The 24,547-nt window shown below is 42.7% G+C and carries 21 protein-coding genes; 16 read left to right on the forward strand and 5 right to left on the reverse strand.

Translation table 11 applies throughout. The annotated features are described in order from the left end of the window. Positions 1 to 14: 14 nt before the first annotated feature. The 5 genes from L0B18_RS17030 (at position 15) to L0B18_RS17050 (ending at position 4,375) form a co-directional block, all read left to right on the forward strand. Positions 15 to 2,048: a TonB-dependent receptor family protein gene (locus L0B18_RS17030; RefSeq protein ID WP_234573015.1), complete on the forward strand. Its 2,034-nt coding sequence runs from the start codon at positions 15 to 17 to the stop codon at positions 2,046 to 2,048. Positions 2,049 to 2,324: 276 nt separating this feature from the next. Continuing rightward, positions 2,325 to 2,540, forward strand: coding sequence for a cold-shock protein (locus L0B18_RS17035; RefSeq protein ID WP_234573016.1), 216 nt, complete (start codon positions 2,325 to 2,327; stop codon positions 2,538 to 2,540). Positions 2,541 to 2,588: 48 nt separating this feature from the next. Beyond that, positions 2,589 to 2,912, forward strand: coding sequence for a hypothetical protein (locus tag L0B18_RS17040; protein ID WP_234573017.1), 324 nt, complete (start codon positions 2,589 to 2,591; stop codon positions 2,910 to 2,912). A gap of 192 nt (positions 2,913 to 3,104) precedes the next feature. Next, positions 3,105 to 3,683 (forward strand): peptide-methionine (R)-S-oxide reductase MsrB, encoded by a 579-nt coding sequence (gene msrB / locus L0B18_RS17045; RefSeq protein WP_234573018.1) that lies wholly within the window; start codon positions 3,105 to 3,107, stop codon positions 3,681 to 3,683. A gap of 131 nt (positions 3,684 to 3,814) precedes the next feature. Continuing rightward, a complete protein-coding gene (locus L0B18_RS17050) occupies positions 3,815 to 4,375 on the forward strand; it encodes a PH domain-containing protein (RefSeq protein WP_234573019.1) in 561 nt (186 codons plus the stop codon). 43 nt (positions 4,376 to 4,418) lie between these two features. On the opposite strand, the gene L0B18_RS17055 is transcribed toward L0B18_RS17050, so the two are convergent. Then, the gene (locus L0B18_RS17055) at positions 4,419 to 5,927 is read right to left on the reverse strand and encodes a sodium-dependent transporter (RefSeq protein WP_234573020.1); all 1,509 of its coding nucleotides are present in this window, start codon (positions 5,925 to 5,927) and stop codon (positions 4,419 to 4,421) included. Between the two features lie 351 nt (positions 5,928 to 6,278). Between L0B18_RS17055 and L0B18_RS17060 the strand changes: the two genes are divergently transcribed. The 5 genes from L0B18_RS17060 to L0B18_RS17080 all read left to right on the forward strand — a co-directional run bounded on the left by L0B18_RS17060 (position 6,279) and on the right by L0B18_RS17080 (position 12,869). Beyond that, a complete protein-coding gene (locus tag L0B18_RS17060; RefSeq protein WP_234573021.1) occupies positions 6,279 to 9,311 on the forward strand; it encodes a protein O-mannosyl-transferase family in 3,033 nt (1,010 codons plus the stop codon). A 69-nt stretch (positions 9,312 to 9,380) separates the two neighbouring features. Further along, positions 9,381 to 9,848, forward strand: a complete 468-nt coding sequence (locus L0B18_RS17065) for a hypothetical protein (RefSeq protein ID WP_234573022.1) — start codon at positions 9,381 to 9,383, stop codon at positions 9,846 to 9,848. Further along, positions 9,832 to 10,296: an rRNA maturation RNase YbeY gene (gene ybeY / locus L0B18_RS17070; protein WP_234573023.1), complete on the forward strand. Its 465-nt coding sequence runs from the start codon at positions 9,832 to 9,834 to the stop codon at positions 10,294 to 10,296. Before L0B18_RS17065 ends, ybeY begins: the two co-directional genes overlap by 17 nt. Before the next feature lie 2 nt (positions 10,297 to 10,298). Beyond that, entirely contained in the window at positions 10,299 to 11,663 is a 1,365-nt protein-coding gene (locus L0B18_RS17075) for a toprim domain-containing protein (RefSeq protein WP_234573024.1), read from the forward strand. 69 nt (positions 11,664 to 11,732) lie between these two features. Then, the gene (locus L0B18_RS17080; RefSeq protein ID WP_234573025.1) at positions 11,733 to 12,869 is read left to right on the forward strand and encodes a DUF445 domain-containing protein; all 1,137 of its coding nucleotides are present in this window, start codon (positions 11,733 to 11,735) and stop codon (positions 12,867 to 12,869) included. Positions 12,870 to 12,914: 45 nt separating this feature from the next. Here L0B18_RS17080 and L0B18_RS17085 read toward each other — a convergent pair whose 3' ends face one another. Next, positions 12,915 to 13,352, reverse strand: a complete 438-nt coding sequence (locus tag L0B18_RS17085) for a peptidylprolyl isomerase (RefSeq protein WP_234573026.1) — start codon at positions 13,350 to 13,352, stop codon at positions 12,915 to 12,917. A 230-nt stretch (positions 13,353 to 13,582) separates the two neighbouring features. Here L0B18_RS17085 and L0B18_RS17090 point away from each other — a divergent pair, with 230 nt between their 5' ends. Together L0B18_RS17090 and L0B18_RS17095 are read left to right on the forward strand one after the other, a co-directional pair. Beyond that, positions 13,583 to 15,949, forward strand: coding sequence for a penicillin-binding protein 1A (locus L0B18_RS17090; RefSeq protein WP_234573027.1), 2,367 nt, complete (start codon positions 13,583 to 13,585; stop codon positions 15,947 to 15,949). A gap of 365 nt (positions 15,950 to 16,314) precedes the next feature. Then, positions 16,315 to 17,625 carry a gliding motility protein GldB-related protein gene (locus tag L0B18_RS17095; RefSeq protein ID WP_234573028.1) on the forward strand — a complete coding sequence of 437 codons (1,311 nt, stop codon included), beginning with the start codon at positions 16,315 to 16,317 and terminating at the stop codon, positions 17,623 to 17,625. Between the two features lie 141 nt (positions 17,626 to 17,766). Here L0B18_RS17095 and L0B18_RS17100 read toward each other — a convergent pair whose 3' ends face one another. Further along, positions 17,767 to 18,504 (reverse strand): gluconate 2-dehydrogenase subunit 3 family protein, encoded by a 738-nt coding sequence (locus L0B18_RS17100; protein WP_234573029.1) that lies wholly within the window; start codon positions 18,502 to 18,504, stop codon positions 17,767 to 17,769. Between the two features lie 13 nt (positions 18,505 to 18,517). Then, the gene (locus L0B18_RS17105; protein ID WP_234573030.1) at positions 18,518 to 20,257 is read right to left on the reverse strand and encodes a GMC oxidoreductase; all 1,740 of its coding nucleotides are present in this window, start codon (positions 20,255 to 20,257) and stop codon (positions 18,518 to 18,520) included. Positions 20,258 to 20,468: 211 nt separating this feature from the next. On the opposite strand from L0B18_RS17105, the gene L0B18_RS17110 reads away from it, so the two are divergent. From L0B18_RS17110 to arsB, 4 genes are all read left to right on the forward strand, one after another. Next, the gene (locus tag L0B18_RS17110; RefSeq protein ID WP_234573031.1) at positions 20,469 to 20,801 is read left to right on the forward strand and encodes an ArsR/SmtB family transcription factor; all 333 of its coding nucleotides are present in this window, start codon (positions 20,469 to 20,471) and stop codon (positions 20,799 to 20,801) included. A gap of 1 nt (position 20,802) precedes the next feature. After that, positions 20,803 to 21,711: an arsenite methyltransferase gene (locus L0B18_RS17115; RefSeq protein ID WP_234573032.1), complete on the forward strand. Its 909-nt coding sequence runs from the start codon at positions 20,803 to 20,805 to the stop codon at positions 21,709 to 21,711. A 79-nt stretch (positions 21,712 to 21,790) separates the two neighbouring features. Next, positions 21,791 to 22,402, forward strand: a complete 612-nt coding sequence (locus L0B18_RS17120) for a protein-tyrosine-phosphatase (RefSeq protein ID WP_234573034.1) — start codon at positions 21,791 to 21,793, stop codon at positions 22,400 to 22,402. A 112-nt stretch (positions 22,403 to 22,514) separates the two neighbouring features. Next, on the forward strand, positions 22,515 to 23,555 hold the full coding sequence (arsB, locus tag L0B18_RS17125; RefSeq protein ID WP_370647607.1) for an ACR3 family arsenite efflux transporter: 1,041 nt from the start codon (positions 22,515 to 22,517) through the stop codon (positions 23,553 to 23,555). Here the strand turns inward: arsB and L0B18_RS17130 are convergent. Then, entirely contained in the window at positions 23,552 to 24,316 is a 765-nt protein-coding gene (locus L0B18_RS17130; RefSeq protein WP_234573037.1) for an MIP/aquaporin family protein, read from the reverse strand. The two genes, arsB and L0B18_RS17130, sit on opposite strands and share 4 nt — an antisense overlap. Between the last annotated feature and the right edge of the window lie 231 nt (positions 24,317 to 24,547).

The following is a 24,547-nucleotide window of genomic DNA, read 5'->3' on the forward strand; positions in this document are numbered from 1 at the left end:
ATAATACAGGATTAATGCATTCTTCAATACGAATTACAAACAGAATTGTTTGTCTTATTTTTTTAATCATTTTGGCTTCACCCTATGTTAGTGTCGCACAAATAGTATCGAGTGATACTTTATCTGCAGAGCTTGAGGAAATTCGTGTTGAAGCTGCCCACTCTTCCATCACAATCGGGAAAGCTCCGATGGCTCTTTCATACCTGATTCGAGGCTCGGGCGATCTTGCCTCCAGACCGGCCGCCACGATGGACGAACTCACGCATACCATTCCGGGAATTTTCATCAGCAACCGGGAAAATTATGCTTTAGGTGAACGCCTGACAATTCGTGGTTTAGGCTGGAGAACCCAATTTGGAGTACGCGGAACCCAGGTTATTTTGGATAACATTCCACTCACCGTTGCCGACGGACAGACAATTATGAACATGATTGATCCATCCATGGTTCAGAGAATTGAATTACTCCGCGGACCTGCAGCAACTTTTTGGGGAAACTCCAGCGGTGGAGTCCTTGCATTATCAACAAAACCGCCGGCTGACGCACCCTCCGTTCGATATCGGGGATATGGCGGGTCCTTCAGCACGATTAAACAAGAGCTGGAACTAAACAGTACAATTGGAAATACCCGTGTGTATGGATATGGTACTTATTTCGAAACCAACGGCTATCGAAACCACAGCGCAGCCCGACTTTACCGTGGCAGTTTGGGTTTTGAAAGGCCAATTTCTGATAACGGAAATTTTACTCTCCGGGTAGCATATACCGGAATGCCAAAAGCTCAGCACCCAGGATCGCTGACTAAAGAGGATGCCGAAGACACTCCACGCAATGCAACCCCTAATTTTGTTGAGAATAAAGCGGGAAAACAGTTCGATCAGGCAATGATCGGCACATCCTATATTCACCAATTCAGTTCCGGTATTCTGGATGTTTCTGCCCATGGAACTTACCGCGATCTTCAAAATCCGCTGACTTTCGGAGTCGTCAATCTGGAGCGGTATGCAGGTGGTATACGGTCTACTTACCAGTTTAACACGCTGCCGTTTGATTTTCAGATTGGCGCTGAGATGAAAATTCAAAATGATGACCGGCTCGAAACAAACAATGTGAATGGGGAGTCCGGCAATGAGATAACACTTCAACAAGAAGAGCAGGTATTTAACCGGGCTTTATCAACAAGAGTTTCCATTCCTTTGAGTGAAGTCTTTTCAGTAAGTGCAGGGGCACGCGCGGATTGGCTGGATTTTGAAACGCCAAAATCTCTTGATGATGACCAAACAGGGTCACGTACTTTCTTTGCGATCAATCCAAGTATAGGACTGTTGTACTACCAGAATAATACTTCTCTTTATGCTAATTTGAGTACCTCTTTTGAATCACCAACCACTACAGAATTGGTCAACCGGCCCGAGGGAGGAGCCGGTTTTAATCAATCTATAGAGCCGGAAAAAACAATAAGCCTGGAATCGGGTATTCGCGGAAGGACGCCCCGCTTAAGCTACGATGTGGCTATGTATGGAATGAGAGTGGATAATATTTTGGTACCCAGCGAACTCCCAAACGGGGCTGTTTACTATCAAAATGAAGGGCAAACCATTCATTATGGTACGGAAATGGGGCTCGCATATAATAGCAATAAGAACATTGGCGTACGTCTCATGCTTAATTTATTGACAGCCACATTTGACGGCGGCGAATATGACGGCAATCAGCTTCCCGGTGTTGCACCATTCCGCGCTGGCGTAACGTTGAATTATACTCCGGGTGATCATCATTTCAGCATTGACAGCGAATGGGTAAGCAAATACTATGCAGACAGTGGGAATACTTCTTCTAATAGTGGATATGGTCTGTTCCATTTTCGCTGGACGTTGCAGGTCCCACAAGTCTTTGAATCGGGAACCATCCGGCCATTTATCGCTGTCAACAACATATTGAATACGCGATATAACAGCTCTGTTTTTGTGAATGCATTTGGCAGCAGATACTTTGAACCGGGCAGCAGCCGTAACTTCAGAGCTGGTATCCAGTTAAGCTTTAATTAAAAAATGCCGGACTGGTCCATCTATCGATACTTCATTTTCAATCATAAATCCCTTTTTTTCCGCTCAAAGTCCATCAAAACAACTGCAAAAATTTACCTATTTTAACACTTACTTTACATCAATTTAACTCATTTCTCATTGTATTTTCTGAACTTACGATGATTATTGCGAAATAGGTTCTAACAAAGTATTTTAGCGATTGATGGTTTTGGTTTCACAAAATGAAATCAAGCTGTTGTAACTATCAATGGGAACTTAGTTAGATGGGATTTATTTATGGAAAACCGTGAAGTAGGAACTGTTAAATGGTTTCATAATGGTAAAGGTTATGGGTTCATAACCAGGGAAGATGGTGAAGACGTATTCGTGCACTATTCAGAGATCCAAAGCGATGGATTCAGAAAGCTGACCGAAGGAGAAAAAGTTGAATTTACAATTGCTGATGGCGAGAAAGGCCTGCAGGCTAAAGAAGTTATTCAACTCCAACAGTAGTTTTTTGAAGATACGCCTGTTATTTGATTTTATTCTCACCTATTTGTGATGCAGTGGCTTAAACACATTACTGTAGATTTGATTGCCACAATAGTCATTGCTATTGTTGTTTTTTTTGAAGAAACAATTGCGTTGGAATATGTGCTGTATGTATATACCGGCCTAATGGTACTGGCTCGTGCATTTACATTATTTAATCAAAATTTCAGGTCTATTACGAAAAGAAAAACCGAAAGTGCACCGGCGTGGATGTATCACGTACTCTATTTTTTAAATGTTGCATTCCTGGCCTATGGGATGTATTACATCACCGCCGGTGGATGGGTTTTTATATGGGGTGTTGCCTATTATGTTAATAGGCAACAATCTTAATGGTTAGCATTCTTTTCTTTCTGCAAATCATAACAAGTCTGTAACATTTATCGCGCAAGCGTACGATTCTGCCTATAAATAAGTTCATAATCAGTAGATTAGTCACGCGTTGAATTAACAGACAATCTTTCCCTCGTGAATGCAATTTAAACCGGTTTTGTTCTGGCCGCAACAAACGTCAAACATCGAATTATGAAATTACCTCACATATTCTTTCTCTCATTTCTTGTTCTCCTCTTTTTTCTTTCCTGGACCTCATTGGGGCAAAGTCAGGAAGTAAATGAGGAAGGACACAAACATTTTTTGAATAGCATAACATATACCGAAGCGATGAGCGAATCATACGACAAAGATAAAGTGGTACGATCGGAAGATGAATGGAAAAATAGACTCTCTTCAGAAGAATTCAGAATATTACGGAAAAAAGGTACCGAAATTCCCTTCATTAATGAACATAACGGCAATTACGAAACCGGAGTTTATCTTTGCAAGGCTTGTGGACAACCTCTTTTTCACTCCGAAACCAAATACAAAAGCGGAACCGGCTGGCCAAGCTTTTACGCCCCTGTTGAGGAAGATGCGGTTGAGGAAAAAGAAGACAACAGCTTTTTTATGACGCGAACTGAAATTGTCTGTAGTCGTTGCGATTCACATATCGGTCATGTTTTTGACGATGGCCCCAAACCAACAGGCCTTCGATATTGCATGAATTCAGCTGCTTTACATTTTGTGCCGAAAGACTCAGAAAAAACAGCTCAGAGCAACCACTAATCTGATTCTCGATTACTACAGCTTAGAAAATAATTCAAGGCTATCGAGCATTATCGGTAGCCTTTTTTGTTGTACTTGTCTACAAGATTCTATTCTTTTGATGGACATCAAATAACATTGATATAAATTTTATGGACAAACAATTATCCAATGTAAAGGCCCGAACTCTTGTAGAAGCTCAATTCAATCCGCGGATCAAAACATATATCAATATCTCGGTTATCCTGATCTGCTGTCTGACCATCATTGGGATTATCATTATTCCTTTTTGGCTGATCTTTGGAAGAATGTATTTGAAACGCTATTTCAACAGCCTTTTTTGTGAACTGACCACCCGGTCTTTGAAGTTCAAGAAAGGAGTCCTTTTCCAGGTAGAACGCACTATTCCTCTCGATAAAATCCAGGATTTAACCTTTCGCGAAGGTCCTCTTCTCCGATACTTTGGTTTGAGTACTTTGAAAATAGAAACAGCGGGACAAAGTGCCCAGGGAGGCACAGACATGTCTCTGATTGGCATTGTGGATGCGAGGGAATTCAGAGAACAAGTGATTGATCAGCGGGACAGAATTACCGATTTGGGATCGTCTTCATCATCAAAAAAATTAACCACTACTCCGAAGGACAGCGACTCAGATGATACCCTGAAAGCCATTCTCGAAACGCTTCAAAGAATAGAGAAGAAAATTCAGTAAGCTTAGCCAACCAATGCGTAGATATGATTAAAGGATGACTACTTTAATTCAGAATCGTTTTATCAGCAATTTTTGAATTGTAAAGTTTGAATAGAAGCATCACTACTCCCCACTGAACAAAAACGGTAGCTACTGAAAACGGACTGAGCGGATTGTACCAGGTATCCGGCGCATATACGGCCGCACTTAGATAAATCCACCAAACAAGAAGCGTTACCACTTCCACAGGTATCACATATTTGATAATGAAGGTCCACCAATACCCCAGTTTCACTCGGCTTTCCGCGGTATTAACAAGTGTATTTCTGAATTCATTAGCCCCAAAGCGGATCACGGCAAACGAAATAAATCCGCCGGAAATCATCAAACCTACGCCCCAAACAAAGTCTTGATTGGCGAGAATATCTACAGAAATGGCTGAAGGCAATCCAAATAAAAATCCTACAATACATACTCCAATTGTAGCTTTTTTCCGTGTTATACCCATATCGATAAACACTTTTGTGGCGAGTTCAATCATTGAAATGAGTGAACTGAATGCCGCGAACGTGAGCCCAAGAAAAAAGAGAATCGCAAAAATACGCCCGCCAGTCATTTCATTAAAAAGCTGTGGCATCCACATGAACGTAAGACCTGTTGAAGCTGGTCCCGACGTTCTCATGACTTCCAGAATTTCTCCGTCACTCATTTGAGATCCCAGTGTGCCGAAAACTGTTGAAAATATAATGACAGCAGCCATCAATGATATCAGGTTGTTCCCGATACCGGTTTGAAAAGCGCTAATGGTAATATCATCCTGTTTCCGCATATAGGCCCCGTACGTAAGGATTAATCCCCAGGCGGCACCGGTATCCCAGGCATTTTGTGTAAGAGCCTCAAGCCAAACACCGGGTTCTTTCAATGTTGACCAATCGGGCGTAAACAGATAAGCAATCCCGGCACCACTTCCTGATAATGTGAGAGCTTTAATCAAAGAAATGATTAATACCACCAGAAGAGACGGAATCAAAATCATGTTAATTCGCTCAATGCTCTTCACTCCTTTTAAAATGACCAGTCCTCCCAGAAATATCATCAGTGCATGCAAAATGGATGGAAGTGTTGAGCTTTGAAAACCCGACCAAACCATATCCGCATGTTCAACAGAGTCCGGAAGTACAGAGAAAACGGATTCGATCAGGTAATAGACACACCATCCGGCAACTACGCTGTAGTAAAACATAATGGCTGTGGCTACAAACCCAATAAAACTTCCCATCCAGGCAGAGTTCTTGCCAACCATTTTAATATAGGATCCGATAACTCCTTTCCGTCCATTTCTACCCATTCCATATTCGGCAATGATCAGAGGAATCGACCAGATGAAAAGAAATGTAATCCAGGCAATCAGGAAGGCACCGGCTCCGGTATCGCCCCCATTTTGAGCTGCAATGCGGGGAAATCGCCAAATATTACCCGTACCAACTGCGATTCCCAAAACGCTTAAAATCAGTCCCCATTTAGTGGAAAAACGTTCTTTCGGAAGATTACTGCCCTTTGCTTGCAAATCCATGTAAATTTATAAAATTAAGTAACACGATTGGGTTGATAATCATTTTTTAAGTCTTTGGCAAATGGCGGCCGATTATTGTTAAAAAATTATGCAAACCGAGCAAGATTCTATCAAAAAAATCATCAGATGAGTGTTGAAACCCGTTATCATATTCTCAGCACATCTACTTATCCGCTGACTGGATTTGGAATTTTCAATTGTGCTTTCAAGAGTTGATTCGGTATCTTTGCCAGTTCAGTCAATCGTTTAAAGTTTTAATGTAAGATATTTACAATTATCGTGTTGGCTGTCTCGTTATGACTTATTCAAAAAAATGCAGATCGTAAAACTAAAGCAACCATAAATCAGTCTATGGATTTCTCTTCAATTTTCGCTACTCACAGAAAGCGAAACATTTTCTTTGCATCTATCAGCTTTATCTATGCTTTTTTTGTCTACTTCCTGACTGTGGCACCTACCACGTCATTTTGGGATCCCGCTGAATATATTGCCATTGCACATACATTGCAGGTAGCCCATCCTCCGGGTTCACCCTTCTTTGCCCTTGTGGGACGAATTGTATCGATGTTCATGCCTACGGAGTATGTCGCTTTAAGCATCAATATGATCAGCGTGGTTGCATCGGCATTTACAATCATGCTTCTTTATCTGATTATTGTTCGCTTGATTGAAGAGTGGCGCGGCCCTGCTGAAGAGATGGATTTTATGGACCAGGTGAGTACTTACGGGGGGGCACTTCTGGGAGCACTCACCTTCACAGTGAGCCACACACAATGGTTTAATGCGGTTGAGGCAGAAATGTATGCCTCGTCCATGTGTTTAACTGCACTTGTGGTTTGGCTTTCTTTGAAATGGTCTGCTAACCACGATCAACCTTATGCCGAACGCTGGCTGATACTCATTGCATATCTTTTCGGAATTGGAATCGGTGTTCACCTTCTCAACTTACTCGCTTTGTTCTTTGTAGCAATGATTATTTACTACAAGAAAGTCGAGTTTTCTATTCCTTCTTTTTTAATGATGGCCGGGATTGCCGTTCTCGGATTTTTATCGGTTTATCCAGGCATTGTTATCTGGCTTCCTAATCTTGCCGGACAGATTGGCCCGGCCACCTATGACCTGATTGGACCGATCACTTTTATTGTGATTGTTGTAGCAGCACTGGCATATGGCATTTATTATACGCATACACACGGTCATCGCCTGATAAATATGATTCTCCTGGCATATGCCATGATTATTATCGGCTATTCCAGTTATGCACTGGTTATTATCCGTTCGCAGGCCGGTCCGCCTATTGATGAAAATGACCCCTCAACCGTTGAAGCATTTGTGAGTTATCTCAGCCGGGATCAGTATGGGCAGTCTCCCCTTTTGATGGGTAATACTTTCGACAATTCCATCGGAGCGATCGACCGTGAAGATGAAGTGCTCTTCCCACGACGGCATTCAGCACAGCCGCAGCACATGCAGTACTACTCCAATTTTGATTCCGACCTGGACTATTTCCTCGGTTACCAGGTTAACCACATGTATGTGCGATACTTTAACTGGAATTTCATTGGGCGCGAAGCCGATATTCAGGATACCGGTTGGTACTCGGGATTTTCAGAAACCAGGCATTCCAACAATCCCGCTAACTCCGGCTATTTCTATCTGCCGCTCCTGATTGGCCTTTTCGGCTTCCTTTATCATTTCCGGAATGACTGGAAACGGGCGCTCTCCATTCTCGCACTGTTTCTGCTTACGGGCCTAGCGATCATTTTTTATCTAAATCAAACGCCTTATGAACCGCGCGAGCGGGACTACGCATATGTAGGTTCGTTTTTTGCATTTACAATATGGGTAGGGTTGGGAGCCGCCGGGATCATCGAAATGATTAAAGACGCTGTCGGGAACAGTAAACCTGTTGTTTTTCTTTCTATTGGAGTGATGTTTCTGGCCGTTCCCGGCTGGATGCTTGTTGAAAACTGGCCGAGCCATGACCGAAGTGAACTTTATGTGGCACGGGATTACGCTTACAATCTTCTGCAATCTCTTGAAGAAAATGCCATCGTTTTTACAAACGGAGACAACGACACCTTCCCTCTTTGGTACTTACAGGAAGTGGAAGGGGTTCGTACGGATGTACGGGTTGTTAACCTGAGCCTCCTCAATACCGATTGGTACATCAAACAACTTCGCGACCGGCAAACACACGAATCTCTGCCTCTCCCAATTAATCTTTCCGATCAGGAAATTGAAGAGATGACATCTCAGCTTGAACTTTTCAATCCACAGGAGATTGTCATCCCGGTAGATAAGGATTTGCTATCCTCCGTATTTGAAGCCAATCCCGACCAGCTTGAGGATTCAACCAGCCAGTTCTTCAGAGGTGGTGGACTGCCTGAGGATGTTGAACTCACTCCCATGCTGTATAATCAGTTGAGGATGGCAAAAGACTATTCCATCTCCGTTGATGAAATGGATGATGAAGTTCGATGGTATTTGGAAGGACGCTCCGCCGGACGCGACAGCCAAGGCAACGAACGGTTTTACCTGCAAACGCAGGATAAAATGATCCTCCACATTTTACAAAATAACCAATGGATACGACCAGTTTACTTTGCGAATACAGTTTCGAATTCGGGACAGTTAGGACTCCAGAATTTCTTTCAGTTTGAAGGAAAAGCATTCCGGATTGTACCAAAACAAAGGGAAGTCGGACCGTTCGGTTATGTTGATCCCGAAGTACATGCCGACAGGCTTGAAAAATTCCGGTTTGAAAACTGGGATTCTCCCGACGCCTATTTCAATGAGAATATTCGCCGGATGCTTGGAAACTATCGCTATGGATTTACACAGCTTGCCGATGCATATATGGAACGCGGTGATACAACCAGCGCCGCCCAGTGGCTGAAGTTTGGAGAAGATAAAATTCCGGTGCGCGAAATCGAGCATGACTGGACAATTCCAACGCTCTATGCTTACAGGTATATGCGAACCGGCGAAACAGATCGGGCCAACGATCTTTCAATGTTTATAAGCGATCAGCTTCAGCGCGAACTTCGCTATGACATGCAGGAACTCGACGACCTTGAAAGCCAGTTAACCAGTCTTGAACAAGATATACAAATGGCACGCTCCAGAGCCCGAACAGACGAAGCCCAACAGCTGCGAAGCAGGCTCCAAAGGCTGGCTAACACACGGGAATCACTCGTTCAGAATATCAGCTTTTCGGTAAGCAGGCTAACAATTCTTCAGAATATTTTTTATGAAAATGATGAACTTGAAGCAGCCGATTTACTGCGAATGGAGGTAAATTCAATTACAGATGGACGGTTGGCATTGCCCGATTCCATAGGAGAAAGCCGTCAGCGAATAAGCCAGTTTGGTCTGAATTGATCATAAAATTTAAAATGATTCTTTCAGATCGTATATTACGTGATAAATCAGGTTACAATTGAGCATTTTATGATACACGAATTTACGGAAGAAAATATCTTATCGATTGGGAAAGTACTTGAGTCCACTCCCAAAAAACTGGGTGCTGATGTATACCGGCTTGAAATGGAAAACCAGGAAGATAACCGGAAACTGGCATTTGAAATTCACCTTGGTCTTGAGGTGAATCATAAACGAATGAACATGGTATCCGTTTATTCCGGCAGCACATTTATGCAACTCCATAATTGCACAGCGTTCATTGCCAGTGATATTTTAAAACAGGTAACCTTTTTCGGGAAACAAAACGGCATCACTTCTGGCTTGATCATTGAGCAAGGCGCCGGATGCAGCCTGTATTCTAATGTGGATGATTCCGTTCTGACTGGCGATTTCACAAAACTTCCGGAAGATATGATGATGTGCGGTGTTGCACTTTCACTGACCGACACACTGGATATCGACGACTTTTCTTTCGACGATGACAACGTTTCCTGATTTCCCGGCCAAATCGAACGAGTCGGTTTTATCTGTTCATAATCCTTCCCAATTTAATCTTCCGGTCAACGAACCGGCTCTTGAGAGGCTTCTTCAAATCATAGAGAAGGAAGAGAATAGCAGTTTTTCCTTCGTAGAAGTTGTTTATGTTGATGAGGAAGGAATTATCGAAATCAACAAAGAGTATTTAGACAGAGATTATGTAACCGATATCATTTCGTTCAATTACGAGGATGATCCCGAAGAAGGAATTGAAGGTACGCTCTATTGCTGTGCTCCCAGAATCGCCGAACAAAGCAGGGAATTGGAATCTGATCCGGAGCAAGAATTTTATCGTATATTTATCCATGGTTTACTCCATCTTGTGGGGTATGAAGACTCGACAACCGAAGAGAAAGAAGCCATGACAAAGCTCGAAAATCACTACCTGGAATATTTGAGCAACTGATTATGGACACATCTGTCTATACACTGCTCATTGTTGAATCTCCTACAATTGCCGGCATTATTCAGAAAATGTGTCCGCCATCGGTCTATGTAATCTCCACAGATGGATTCTGCTGGCGGCCCAGGTACGATGTTCATGAACATCAAATAAAAGCCATTGCCGATCCCGATAAATTACCGATCAGAAATGAACTGAAGGAACAGGCAAAAATAGCCGGTACCATTGTTATTGCCGTAGACTCGGATGCTTCCGGTGATTTTATCGCATGGTCGGTTAACCGATTCATTCAATCATCCAACATTAAACGTGGACAACTGCAAAGCCTCAGCAAAAAGAGTATCTATACTATGCTGAGTGAAACTACCGAACTGGATGAAGCACACCTCGAAGCACGTTTAAAAAACCAATTTCTCATTCAGAAATTATGGTCGAAATATGCTGAAATTCCTGATATGCAGCTTGCAGGATTGATTTCCATTCTTGGAGCCAACACACATTTTCATTCTTTTTTGGATGAAAATCATTCCCTTTATCGCAGCAACAAACCGGTTCAATCTCATTTTGATGAATGGATCAATTTGAGGCCGGCCCAGAATCATGATCAGTTTCGGGTTCAAAAACCACTTTCTACATTTGATGTTTTAGAGTTTATCCAATCTGAAAAGCTTTCTCCCACTTTCCATGATGGTCAGTTGTTGCTAAATCAGCTATTCCAGACTGTGCTTCCCTTTTCAGAGGAATCACTTATCAGTTATCCGAGAACATCCGCCCAGGCATTTTATAGCGACACCTGGGCACACATGCGTCAGCAGTATCTTAATATCGGTTCGGTTAATCATTTGAAGCCGACCTATTTGCAGGAAATTGCAGACAATGAGGATCCCCATGAAAGCATCCATCCTATTGATCTTTCCATTGAACCGGATTCCGTTGCCGGTGAGCTTCCAAAAAACATCGGCAAACTCTACCGCTGGATATACAATCAAACTCTTGAAAGCCTTTCTATGCCAAAGCTCCTGGAAAAGAGTTTGATAAGTGATCTGAATCCGGATGTGATTTTTTATCCTGATTCAGACAATATTTTCAACAGCATTCAATCTATTTATCCGTGCTTAACTTTGAGTGAGCTTGGAATTAAAATGAATGAACTGGGCATCGCAAAATCCTCAAAGTTTGGAAAAACGGTTGACGAATGGATTTCTAAAGGATGGATACATCTGAACAATCGCACCGTTACACCCGGAAAGAAAGTTGTAAAATACCTGGACGAGGCAAATTCACTTCACAAAAAATTACTGGAAGTAAATCGCCTGAAAGAAAATCGCACCCTCAAACCTGAAACCGTAAAGGAGATCATAACGTCTTAAAGAATGATCATTCCTTCTTTGCAAGGAGTAACCTGAATTCAACGGTTGTTAATTGAAGTTTGAAAATCCATGGAAATAGAAGAAAAAGAACCACTGACTCCCAAAACCGTGGGCAAAAAAAGCGAAGAAAGTCACTTCAAAAAACTTGGGCAAATTCTTTCTAAATACCTGGAGTTCGATTCTGACGGAGACTCCAAAAAGGTACAAGTTCAGGCCGCTCCAGAAATTTCAAAGCTGCCGATTCTTCAATTTCTCAAACCCATTCCATGGATTTTATGTGTCCTGTTTCTGTTCTCATTTCTCTGGGATTTTGAGGGAATGGGAGTCGAAATTTTTGGAATGTCTCTTCAGTTTGATGGATTAATACGAATCATTTCTGTAAGCGGATTGATTGGCTACCTGACGAACTGGATTGCCATAACAATGCTTTTCAAGCCGGTAAAAAAACGTCCTCTATTGGGACAAGGACTTGTTCCTGCTCACAAAAACCGCATCGCTTACAGGCTTTCTCATGCCGTATCCGACGATCTTATCAATCCCGAATTAATCAAACAAAAAATCCGGGAATCGAAAGCCATCAGCCGTTACCGGTTGCAGGCTATTGAGCACATGCAGGAGATTACCGAGCGTGAAGATTTTCGTGAAGATCTGAAAGAGTGGATTTTAAATTATGTGGATTCGATTGTCCAAAACCCGGAATTCAGAAAGAAAGTCTCCGATCATATCCTGCTGGAAATTGAGGATGCTCTTCAAAACAAGGCTTTTGAAAAAGTAGCTTTAAAAACCTATTCATTTCTCAGCGGCCAGACGCTCCAGGAATTCATTGAAAATCTTCTGGAGAGATTACCGGTTACGGCTGAGAGAAATATCGGATACATTGAAGAATATCTGGATGAATTTCCCGATAAAATTCACCGAAACAGTGACAAAATTGACGAGCTGATTACACAGCTTCTTTACAAACTTATCAACCAATTGAATGTTCAGACACTGGTTGAAGAAAATTTGAAGAAGTACGATGAGCAGCGCCTCGAATCCATGATCCGGAACGCAACAAACGAACAGCTCAAAACGATTCAGTATCTTGGAGCTGTTCTGGGAACAATAGGCGGATTTGTAATTTGGGAACCGATCCTGAGCCTGATTGGCCTCACACTCATTTTTGGAACGATTTACTTGATCGACCGGCAGTTGTATCAGCAGTAAGACTGAAGAAATCCGCGAAATCTTTAAAGATCTCGCGGATCTAAACTATTCTTCTATAATTCGAATTTTCTCAATCCGGTCTCCCTGCCTGATCTCATCAATTACATCCAAGCCCTTCACAACTTTACCAAAAACAGTATGATTCCTGTCTAGATGAGCCGTATTCTTCCGACTGTGACAAATAAAAAACTGAGAGCCTCCCGTGTTTCTACCGGCATGGGCCATCGATAAAACTCCGCGATCGTGGTATTGGTTGTCGCCATCCAGCTCGCAATCAATTTTATAACCGGGTCCACCACTTCCGTCTCCTTTTGGACAACCGCCCTGAATCACAAAATCAGGAATCACCCGGTGAAAAGTCAGTCCGTCATAAAACCCTTTTTTAGAGAGTGATAAAAAATTATCAACGGTGTTTGGAGCATCCTCTGAAAAGAATTCAACTTCCATATTCCCTTTTTCGGTCTCAATAATTGCTTTTTCCATTACGATATGAATCTTTACTTTAATTTCGTTTTATTTTTGCGGTTGAAAATATACATCAATTAATCGAATTAATTCGTTGTGATTTCTCCAAACACATCAGATGAACGAAACAGAGTTTTATCAAATTTACTTCTATTCCATTGGTTTATACATCTCGTTTTATTGGGAACTGAATTTCATAACTGCCGTACAAATACAATTGGCAGGCTTCATTTATCTACAGCTTTGTAATGGAACAACTCAAACATATTCTTAGAAAAATAAAGAACAACATCACCAAAACGCATATTTGGATTTTAATATGTGTATTCCCCTTTATTTTAGCCTATCTCTTTATTATTTCAGTATGGCTCGGTTTTTGGGGACCTGTTCCCGGTACGGATGAATTGACGACGATTCAAAATCACGAAGCGTCCCAGCTATATTCCTCTGATGGAAAACTTCTGGGAACGTATTACCTGCAGAATCGAAATGAAGTCACACTGGATGAAATTAATCCGGCTATGACGCGCGCGCTCATTGCCGTTGAAGACGCCCGCTTTTATGAACATAACGGTGTGGATACAAGAGCTCTTGTACGGGTGGCTGTTAAGACCATTCTCTTAGGACAGGACACCGGGGGTGGAAGTACTATTACTCAACAGCTTGCCAAGAATATTTATCCGCGGGAAGGAAGCGGCTTGATACATTTAGTAGCCGATAAATTACGGGAAATGATGATCGCCCGGCGGCTTGAACGCGCATATGATAAAGACAAAATCCTTGAACTTTACCTGAATAGTGTTTCGTTTGGCGAGGAAGTTTTTGGGGTTGAAATGGCCGCTCAAAGATTTTTCAGCAAAGATGCTTCCGAATTGAATATCCAGGAAGCCGCAACCCTTGCCGGCATGTTGAAAGCCACTTCATGGTACAATCCCAGAAACCATCCCGAACGCGCAAAACAGAGACGAAATGTGGTACTACTTCAAATGGAACGGTTTGGAAGCATGCAGGCCGGTGTTGCGGACTCCGTGATGGCTTTACCATTAGAAGTCAACTACAACCGGTTATCGGCTGATAATGGCCCGGCCTCCTATTTTAGTGAGCATATCCGGCAGGAAATGTTGAATCTTTTAAAGTCCGAACCCTCTCTTGATGGAAATCAATATAATCTCTATACGGATGGACTCATTATTAATACCAGCGTTGATTCCAGGGTACAAAATGCAGCCGAAAAAGCTGTATCAGCTCAGATGAAGGAATTACAGGCGGCTCTTGATCGTCAAATTGAACGAGTTCCAATTTTTGATGATAAGAACGATTCAGACATCCAATACGCCTGGCGACAATCCGGCCACTATAAAAAGTTAAAGAATTCAGGGATGTCTGAAGCCAAAATCGACAGCATTCTCCATCAACCTGTAGAAATGGAATTGTTTACCTGGGATGGATATGAACAAAAATCCGTCACACCTTACGATTCGCTCCGCCACTACCTTACATTCTTAAATTCCGGATTCATAGCGATGAATCCGCACGATGGTCAGGTCCTTGCCTGGGTTGGCGGTATCAATCATAAACACTTCAAGTACGACCATGTAAAATCAAAACGCCAGGTCGGTTCTGCTTTTAAACCGATTGTTTATGCTGCCGCACTTGAGTCCGGAATGAGGCCCTGCGATTACCGCAGAAATGTACTGACAACCTATGAGCAATACGAAGAGTGGACGCCCAGAAACCACGCCGATGAATACGGCGGACGGTATTCTCTTTCTGCTGCTCTGGCTCATTCTTACAATACCATTGCTGTAGATCTGCTTATGGAGACAGGCATTTCCAGGGTACAGGAAACAGCTTACAGAATGGGAATTGAATCTAACATACCGGCAGAACCCTCCATTGCTTTGGGAACAGCCGAAGTTTCTTTGATAGAATTGGTTACAGCTTACTCCTCTTTTTTAAATGAAGGAAAACCGGCAAAACCGCAATTAATTACCACTGTTTACAACTCGAGTGGTGAATTAATTTATGATTTCCGTCCTGAAGAATCTGAGTCACCTGAAAGTGTAGAGGCGCAGGAATCCATCTCGCCTCGTACCGCATCAACAATGGTGAAAATGCTGGAAAAAGTAGTAAACGAAGGTACGGGATACCGGCTTCGGACAATTTATGGCATTAATCACGCCCTTGCAGGTAAAACAGGAACCACCCAGGATTATACGGATGGCTGGTTTGTTGGAATGACACCGGACATGGTTTTCGGATCATGGGTCGGCGGTTGGAACTACCGCATCCGGTTTACAGGAAATATGGGATACGCTTCTCAAACAGCACTCCCGATTGTTGGGCGCTTCCTTCAAAATCTTCAGCAATATCCTGCTTATGAACAGCCTACCCGTTTTCATGATAATCAAACGAATCTTTCATACCGCTTAAATTGTCCTGACTTCAGGCCCGACAAATTTAGTGACCGGCTCCGCGATTTCTTCTCCGGAAGAGATGACGACGAAGCAGAAATGGAAAACGGAGACCGCGAAAAGGAAGGTCTTTTTGGTCGGATCCGAAGTATTTTTTCAAGAGAGAGAAATAACGACAATGATGACAATCAGGATAACTGATTTTAGCGCCTAACCTACTATTTTAATTGCCTTTCCGTCAGGATCTGTTAAATTGGAACAGACAGTACCGGTTATCATTGGTAGGATCGTGAGAGTGTAACTATATCCCAATTCTTTAGAACAAACTTCCTGAATCTGATTTGAGTTGAGATATAAAAAACTTCGGATAAGCCTTCAGGGTATTCTCACTTTAGTTCTGAAGCGTAAGACGATATTCTTACTTTGATATGAACTCCGTTTTCTTCATGTTATCCTCATTATTTTAAGAATAACGTGAAGAAAACTTGTGTACGAAGTAATGATAACCTGAATAGCATTGGTCATATGCCAATGTTGTGTGCAAGCTGAAAAACGAAAACTAAACAATGAATAAAATTATAACTTTCTTGACCATTTCCGTAATCTTGACAAGTTGTCAAACACAAAAACAAAGTTCGAATATTGTTACTTCAGATATAAAAAACTTTTGGGAAGCCTACGACAAAGTCACTTCGACACAAGATTCGATTTTGCAAAACAAATATCTCGACAGTCTGTATCTTAAAAAAGGAACTGATGGATTAAAAGCAATCCGACAAGCAAGAAATTATACGCCCCAAGAGTACATTTCTGCAATCAATAATTATCCTAAATTTTGGACTTCAATTAGAGAAAATACATTGAAAGCAGACCAATACAGTTCCGAATTGGAGAAAGGAATTAAAAACTTAAAAGAAATTTACCCAAACATAAAACCTGCTAAAATATATTTTACGATTGGTGCTTTAAGAACAAACGGTACAACTTTAGACAGTTTAGTTCTAATTGGTTCGGAATTGGCTCTGGCAGATAAGAAAACGCCAACAAATGAATTTCCTGAAAATTTATCGCACTTACGGAATTATTTTGATTCTGAACCCAGCAAGAACATTGTATTTTTAAATATTCACGAATATGTTCACACGCAACAAAAAACAACTATTGGAAATAGCTTATTAGCACAAACCGTTTTGGAAGGCGTTGCAGAGTTCGTTGCTGAAAAGGCATTGGAAACAAAGTCACCAAACCCGCAAATTGAATTTGGCAGAAACAACGATGCTAAAATTAAAGCCAAATTTGAATTGGAAATGTTCTCACCAAATCTATACAACTGGATTTGGAACAGTTCGGATAACGAGTTTGGAATGCGTGATTTGGCATACTACGTTGGTTATAAGATTTGTGAAGATTATTACAACATATCAACGGACAAACAACAAGCAATTAAGGAAATGATAGAACTTGATTACAATAATGAACGTGAGCTAATCAAATTCGTAGAAAAATCAGAGCATTTTGACAAACCTTTAAACTCATATAAAGAAGCATTTGAAAGAAGCAGACCTAAAGTTGAAAGTGTAGATAAAATTCAAAACAAAAGCACCAACGTACAAACTGACATTGATGTATTGACAATTCATTTTTCTCAAAAAATGGATACACGTTTTCGTAATTTTCAATTAGGTTCTCTTGGAGAAGAAAACGTTATTCGAATTAAAGATTTTCAAGGTTTTTCAGAAGACGGAAAATCCGTAAGTTTTGGCATAGAAAAATTAGAACCATCAAAAAAATATCAAATTGTTGTTGGTTCTGGATTTAGAAATACAGAAGGTATTCCATTAATCCCATATTTGATTGAATTTGAAACAACTGAATAATAAAAGCCTGCACACAACAATGGCTATAAACAATTGGGGCTAAAGTGGTAAAACGGAAATATAAACATAAAACAAAGGTCGGTGCCAAACCGAACAGTTAGGGCATAAAATCCCCAACTGTTCATACCCGAAACCGTTGAACTAACTACTCTGTGACCGATTAATCACATTTCCATCTTCATCCCATTCTGCCAGGATGTACCTCTCTTCTTCTTTGATATATTTATCCATCATTTCTTCATCATAAGAAAGGCCGTGCTTATCAAGGACTTCCTGTGGAACGCCATCCCAAAAACCGGGATTATTTCCTTCGTATCCAAGATAGTCAACTCCCATTCTGGTTGTGAAGAAACCGGTTGCCGTCAGATCCCGCATCCGGTTAAAGAAGCGAACACCGTACATCATATCCGGTTCAGCATTATCCGGCCAGGCGATCAGTTCTACCATTTCAATTCGCTCTTCTTCTGAACAATCCACGAAATTTTTACCAAAGCGTTTATTGCATTGGCCATCCAGCCACATCAGTCCACCGCGTGTAGGATCCTGAAACGGAGGATAATCTTTCATCATAAACTCTATGAAGTCGGGAACGCCGGCATCGGTTGCACTTCCTGATTCTTCATCAGCCGGAATAATGATATCTGCCAGTACAGCCACCGTTGCCAGTTCATGCTCCGTAAAAAACGTTTGGGATCGTAATTGGGCATCGCGGGCTGTCTCTTCTTCGGTTCGACCATAGCCATAGGTGGGTTCACCGCCATTTTCCGCAATAATATTCTCGCTTTGTTTGCGATCTTCCTCCGTACATCCGGTTGAAAGAAAAAGGGCCGCTCCGGCTCCACCTGCCAATAATAATTTAAGATGTTCTCTTCTGTCCATATTCGTAGTCTTTTTAGAGGTTTCCTTTTTCCATTTGATCAACGATGTAATCCGATGTACGCCATGAAAGCGCCATAATTGTCCATGTAGGGTTTTTATCTGCCTGAGACACAAAACTTCCGGCATCCACCACAAAGAGGTTTTCGCATTCGTGAGCCTGTGAATAACTGTTTAATACGGAAGTAGACGGATCATCACCCATTCGCGTGGTTCCCACCTCGTGGATAATTCTTCCCGGTGCTGCCAATCCATAATCCGTATCCGGCCCCGGTTTGTCTCCGAGTAAAATGGCTCCCATATTTGTCAGGATTTCTTCAAATGTATCCTGCATATGTTTCGCCTGATTTATTTCGTGCTCGCTCCAGGTATAGTTAAATCGCAGTACCGGAATTCCATACTTGTCCACCGTATCGGGATCGATTTCACAGTAGTTATCGTATCGAGCGATACACTCACCCCGTCCGGACATACCCACCGAAGAGCCGTATAATCTTCTGATATCCTGCTTCAGGCTTTTTCCATATCCTCCATTGGGCGATGGATTTCCAAACTCATCTTTGACGTACTGACGGGCGCTGTCCATTCCAAAACCTGTTCCGTACATCGGCATACCCATCCCTCCCCAATATTCTATGTGATACCCTCGGGGAAAATCGAGCTTGGAATTATCGCCCCACCAGGGCGTATAAACGTGAAGGCCGCCAACGCCATCTTCATTATACCTCTGGCGGTCAATCATCTCAGGCATAATTGCAGATCTTGAAGCACCCGTTGAATCATGAAGATAACGCCCTACAACGCCGCTGCCATTTGCCAGTCCATCCGGATGTTGGGTTGATTTAGAGTTCAATAAAATTCGAGCGGTCTCACATGCAGAAGCTCCCAGAACAACAGTTCGGGCTTTTACCTGATACTCCTTCATGTCTTCCTTGTTGATGTAGATCACACCCGTAGCCAGTCCGTCACCGTTTGTGGTTACTTCGCGGACCATAGCATTTGTGTAGAGCTCTACTTTGCCACGTTCCATTGCAGGCTGAACAAGACACGTTCCTGCAGAAAAATCGGCATATGCATTGCAAGCCCGGTTACACTGACTGCAATAAAAACAAGCTCCCCTTCTGTCACTTACACGCCGGGTAAGTATCGACAATCGTGAAGGAATAACCGGTATACCTACCCCTCGTGCGGCTTTTTGTACATACAATTCATGAAGCCTCGGTTTTGGCGGAGGGAGAAAAAACCCATCCGGGTCATTTGGAAGACCTTCGTTTGTACCAAAAACCCCGATCATTTTATCTACCTGGTCATAATACGGACTAATATCATCGTAGCTGATCGGCCAGTTTTCGCCCAATCCGTCAACGTCTTTCTTTTTGAAATCCATCGGGCCAAAACGGAGTGAAATTCTTCCCCAGTGATTTGTTCTTCCTCCCAGCATCCGGGACCGGAACCAATCGAATTGAGTTCCATTTTTCCGGGTATAAGGTTCCCCGTCAATTTCCCATCCACCCCAGGCTGCATCAAAATCGCCAAAATCACGAACAGTGCTGGCTCCCCGCCGGGGAGATTCCCACGGCCATCTCAATTGTGTTCTGTATTCTTCCTGGGCGGGATCAAAATAACCGCCGGCTTCCAAAACGGCGACAGACAGTCCGGCCTCGGCTAAAATTCGCGCGGCCATCCCTCCTCCGGCCCCCGATCCTACTATTGCTACATCATATTTATCTCCGGAAGACTGGATTTGAAAACTCATAAGAACTGTCCTTGAATTAATTTCTGATAACAATATCTGACACGCCCGACACATTACAATTTTTTCGCTAAAAACTGAAACCGTTTTCAGAAAAATGGAAGCGGTACCTGTTTGGAGTTGTCGCAAAGATGTTTTGCAGCTTTTTTCCTAAGACTATTGACTCATCACAATATGATCTCTATTTTTAATCGTAAAATTACGATATACGATTATGGCGATTACAAAAGCACAACTTTTTAACGAAAACCAGATTAAAACGGCCGAGTTTGCAAAAGCTCTCGGGCATCCAGCCCGAATTGCTATACTTGAAATACTTGCCAAACGCGATACTTGTATTTGCGGCGATATCACCGATCAACTTCCCCTCGCCCAATCTACAGTGTCCCAACATCTGAAAGCACTGAAATCTGCCGGCATTATTAAGGGTGAAATTGATGGCGTACGAACCTGTTATTGTTTGGATGAAGAAAACCTGGCCGGACTAAAAACCATTTTAGAAACTTTTTTAACAAATTTAACCACTCAAAATTCAAGCTGCTGTTAATATGAAAACAAGACCCAAATCTCCGGAAGAACTCAAAGAAACCGTTCGACAAAAGTACAGTCAGATCAGTGATCAGGGGAAAGACTACAACGCCCGAAGCTGTTGTGGTGCAGGCGGTGAATCTACAAAAGTGTACAACATCATGACGGATGATTACAGTGAACTGGAGGGATATAATGCCGATGCTGATCTTGGCCTTGGATGCGGACTCCCGACCCAGTTTGCAAAAATCAAAAAGGGAGATACGGTCATAGATCTTGGATCAGGAGCCGGTAATGATTGCTTTGTAGCCCGGCACGAAACAGGCTCTGAGGGAAAAGTTATCGGGATTGATTTCACAGAACCGATGATTCATAAAGCCCGGCAAAATGCCGAAAAGCTTGGCTTTAACAACGTGGAGTTTCGCTTTGGGGATATTGAAGACATGCCGGTTTCTGATAACATAGCTGATGTTATTGTAAGTAATTGTGTGCTGAACCTGGTACCTAATAAGCCGAAGGTATTCTCTGAAATGCACCGTGTGTTAAAGCCCGGCGGACATTTCAGCATCTCCGATATTGTATTGGAAGGAGATCTTCCCGCAGCCCTGCAAAATGATGCAGAAATGTACGCCGGATGTGTGGCCGGAGCGATTCAAAAAGACGAGTATCTTGGGCTTATCCGTAATGCAGGTTTTGAAAATATCACCCTTCAAAAAGAGAAACCGATTGAACTTCCGGAGGATATTCTCAGCCAATACCTGGATGAAGATGAAATCGCGGAGTTTAATACGGGCAGTGTTGGCATCTACAGTATCACCGTGTTTGCACAAAAATCCGGATCATCGGAGCGATTCGCCCTAAAAGATGAGGCTGAGGTTTCGGCGGATTCAGAATCAGGCTGCTGTACTCCCGGTTCCGGTTGCTGCTAAAATCCAATCCACAAAACATTCCGATATGGCAGGGACAATTCATGGATTGCCCCTGCCATGAATTGCTTCCAACACAAACATGTATCAAAAATTAAAAGCATATATCTCAGAATTGGAATCCGGTTTTGATTCCATTCCAACATCCCGGAAGGAAGAATTGAAGAAAACGGCTGATTATATCCACAGCAAATTAGAAGATCATAAAACCGCAAAACTTAACTTTATCTGTACCCATAACAGCCGGAGGAGTCACCTCGCCCAGATTTGGACAGCTGTTGCGGCATCTCAATACGGCATTGGAAATGTTGAAACATTCTCCGGGGGAACGGAAGCCACTGCCTTTAACCCGAGAGCTGTGGCGGCTTTGGAACGCGCCGGCTTCAGGGTAGAAAACCCGGGAGGAGACAATCCTGAATACCAAGTGTATTTTCACGAAAAAGCTGAACCGTTGACCTGTTTTTCCAAGACATTTGACGATCCGCTAAATCCCCAAAAAGAATTTGCCGCTGTGATGACCTGCTCCGATGCCGACGAGAATTGTCCGTTTGTGCCGGGAGCAGAATTTCGAATTCCGATTACTTACCGAGATCCCAAAGAATCAGACGGAACAGAACAGGAAACAGACATCTATGATGAACGCTGTAAACAGATTGCGGCAGAAATGTTTTATATGATGAGCCTGGTCAACTGAATTAAAACCGATAGTTTACAAGCCAAGTATGAATATCAAGAATGAATTGGTTCCCTGCGGTTAAACAATTGTAACAAACGTGAATACTTTATCGAGCTTTTAAATATTTATGATGGCTGAATCAAAAAAACGGATGGACTTTTTTGAAAGGTATCTCACGCTATGGGTGCTTCTCTGTATCGGAATTGGAATTGGAGTGGGTTTTTTAGCGGAAGATTCCATTGAATTCATCAGCCACTGGGAGATCTACAGAGTCAATATTCCGGTAGCCATTCTAATCTGGCTGATGATTTACCCGATGATGTTACAGGTCGATTTCGCCTCCTTAAAGGAGATTGGAAAATCTCCAAAAGGAGTTGTCTGGACCGTAATTATCAACTGGGCTATCAAGCCTTTTACAATGGCCTTTTTTGCATGGATCTTTTTTCAGCAAATCTATTCGGCCTGGCTGAGCCCTGAAATGGCCGATCAGTATATTGCAGGAGCCATTTTATTGGGCGCCGCACCTTGTACAGCCATGGTGTTCGTCTGGTCATATTTATCGGACGGCGACCCCAACTACACGCTTGTCCAAGTATCGGTTAATGACTTATTAATTCTTATTCTGTTTATCCCGATTGTAGGATTACTATTGGGCATCACAGATATTACCATTCCCTACGAAACCCTGGCGGTTTCAGTCATTGTCTTTGTGGTAATTCCGCTTGTAGCCGGGTATATCACACACAAAATTGCCATAAACCGTAAAGGCGAGGAGTGGTATACAAAAACATTTCTGCCCAAATTTAAGCCGGTTTCCATTTCTGCATTACTCATCACCCTGATCCTTCTGTTTGCATACCAGGGCGAACGTATTATTGCTCAGCCTATGGATATTGTACTGATTGCCATCCCTCTCATGATTCAGACGTATTTCATATTTGTCTTAGCCTGGTATGGCGGACGATGGATTGGGTTGCCCTACCAAGTGTGTGCCCCGGGTTCTATGATTGGGGCCAGCAACTTTTTCGAGCTTGCCGTTGCCGTGGCTATTGCACTGTTCGGGCTACAATCGGGAGCCGCGTTGGTAACCGTGGTTGGAGTGCTAATTGAAGTCCCGGTGATGCTTTCTCTTGTCCGATTCGCTAATCATCAGAGAGCATCTTACAATTAAAAAAGAAGGTACAATCCCGCGGCAAGAGCGGCACCCACAATCGGCGCTATAACCGGAACCCATGCATAGGCCCAATCGCTGTTTCCTTTATGAGGAAGCGGCAGAATGGCGTGGGCAATGCGCGGCCCGAGATCCCGTGCCGGATTGATGGCATAGCCTGTGGGACCTCCCAAAGCCAAACCTATTCCCAACACCAGGAGCCCCACCGGAAGTGCAGAAAGAGCGCCGAGTCCAAAACCAACTTCTTGTCCCTCAATCACAATTGAAGAGAGTAACTCTCCATTCACATCCACAAAACCGGGAGATGCCAGATAAAGTATTGCGTAAATAAGAATGAATGTTCCGATAACCTCCGTTACAAAATTCCAGGAGTAATTCCTGATTTCAGGAGCCGTGGAAAAAACAGCCAGGTTCAGGCCTTCATCATCGGTAGCCGCAAAATGATCTTTGTAAGCCAGCCAAACCAATACAGCGCCTAAAAAAGCGCCCACAGTTTGTGCAAGGATGTAGGGGATGACCAATCCCCACTCAAATAATCCCGCAATAGCCAAACCAACCGTAACTGCCGGATTGATATGAGCTCCGCTGAATTGCCCCATGGTAAATACGGCGATAAAAACTCCCATACCCCAACCCCAGGTGATGACAATCCAGCCGCTGCCGTTTCCCTTTGTTTTGTTGAGTATTACATTGGCAACAACACCGCCTCCAAATAATATGAGTATTGCCGTTCCGATAATTTCTGCAATGATAGGTGACATAGTCGATTCATTAAGTTTTGTGGTCCATCAAACCGGAGCAACCATTCTATAACATTCAAAAAACTTGTTATCAGTCATCATTCAGAAAATCCTTTCTGATCGGCTCCTTGTTCTGTTATGGTATTTTTGAACATGAAATAAAAAAGCAGAAAAAACCGTGAATAGCAATAGAGGAAGTGACCTAAATCCCTCCCTATTTCATTGAAAAAGAACCAATGAACAAGGAGGGAC

The organism is Rhodohalobacter sp. 614A (assembly GCF_021462415.1).
GTDB lineage: Bacteria > Bacteroidota > Rhodothermia > Balneolales > Balneolaceae > Rhodohalobacter.

What these genes read in the sequence shown, in the direction of transcription:
- L0B18_RS17095 (WP_234573028.1), top strand. Translation starts at nt 16,315, where the DNA reads ATGAATAAAATTATAACTTTCTTGACCATTTCCGTAATCTTGACAAGT.
- L0B18_RS17075 (WP_234573024.1), top strand. Translation starts at nt 10,299, where the DNA reads ATGGACACATCTGTCTATACACTGCTCATTGTTGAATCTCCTACAATT.
- L0B18_RS17110 (WP_234573031.1), top strand. Translation starts at nt 20,469, where the DNA reads ATGGCGATTACAAAAGCACAACTTTTTAACGAAAACCAGATTAAAACG.
- L0B18_RS17085 (WP_234573026.1), bottom strand. Translation starts at nt 13,352, where the DNA reads ATGGAAAAAGCAATTATTGAGACCGAAAAAGGGAATATGGAAGTTGAA.
- L0B18_RS17115 (WP_234573032.1), top strand. Translation starts at nt 20,803, where the DNA reads ATGAAAACAAGACCCAAATCTCCGGAAGAACTCAAAGAAACCGTTCGA.
- ybeY (WP_234573023.1), top strand. Translation starts at nt 9,832, where the DNA reads ATGACAACGTTTCCTGATTTCCCGGCCAAATCGAACGAGTCGGTTTTA.
- L0B18_RS17055 (WP_234573020.1), bottom strand. Translation starts at nt 5,927, where the DNA reads ATGGATTTGCAAGCAAAGGGCAGTAATCTTCCGAAAGAACGTTTTTCC.
- L0B18_RS17050 (WP_234573019.1), top strand. Translation starts at nt 3,815, where the DNA reads ATGGACAAACAATTATCCAATGTAAAGGCCCGAACTCTTGTAGAAGCT.
- L0B18_RS17130 (WP_234573037.1), bottom strand. Translation starts at nt 24,316, where the DNA reads ATGTCACCTATCATTGCAGAAATTATCGGAACGGCAATACTCATATTA.
- L0B18_RS17065 (WP_234573022.1), top strand. Translation starts at nt 9,381, where the DNA reads ATGATACACGAATTTACGGAAGAAAATATCTTATCGATTGGGAAAGTA.
- L0B18_RS17080 (WP_234573025.1), top strand. Translation starts at nt 11,733, where the DNA reads ATGGAAATAGAAGAAAAAGAACCACTGACTCCCAAAACCGTGGGCAAA.
- L0B18_RS17100 (WP_234573029.1), bottom strand. Translation starts at nt 18,504, where the DNA reads ATGGACAGAAGAGAACATCTTAAATTATTATTGGCAGGTGGAGCCGGA.
- L0B18_RS17090 (WP_234573027.1), top strand. Translation starts at nt 13,583, where the DNA reads ATGGAACAACTCAAACATATTCTTAGAAAAATAAAGAACAACATCACC.
- arsB (WP_370647607.1), top strand. Translation starts at nt 22,515, where the DNA reads ATGGCTGAATCAAAAAAACGGATGGACTTTTTTGAAAGGTATCTCACG.
- L0B18_RS17120 (WP_234573034.1), top strand. Translation starts at nt 21,791, where the DNA reads ATGTATCAAAAATTAAAAGCATATATCTCAGAATTGGAATCCGGTTTT.
- L0B18_RS17035 (WP_234573016.1), top strand. Translation starts at nt 2,325, where the DNA reads ATGGAAAACCGTGAAGTAGGAACTGTTAAATGGTTTCATAATGGTAAA.
- msrB (WP_234573018.1), top strand. Translation starts at nt 3,105, where the DNA reads ATGAAATTACCTCACATATTCTTTCTCTCATTTCTTGTTCTCCTCTTT.
- L0B18_RS17105 (WP_234573030.1), bottom strand. Translation starts at nt 20,257, where the DNA reads ATGAGTTTTCAAATCCAGTCTTCCGGAGATAAATATGATGTAGCAATA.
- L0B18_RS17060 (WP_234573021.1), top strand. Translation starts at nt 6,279, where the DNA reads ATGGATTTCTCTTCAATTTTCGCTACTCACAGAAAGCGAAACATTTTC.
- L0B18_RS17030 (WP_234573015.1), top strand. Translation starts at nt 15, where the DNA reads ATGCATTCTTCAATACGAATTACAAACAGAATTGTTTGTCTTATTTTT.
- L0B18_RS17040 (WP_234573017.1), top strand. Translation starts at nt 2,589, where the DNA reads ATGCAGTGGCTTAAACACATTACTGTAGATTTGATTGCCACAATAGTC.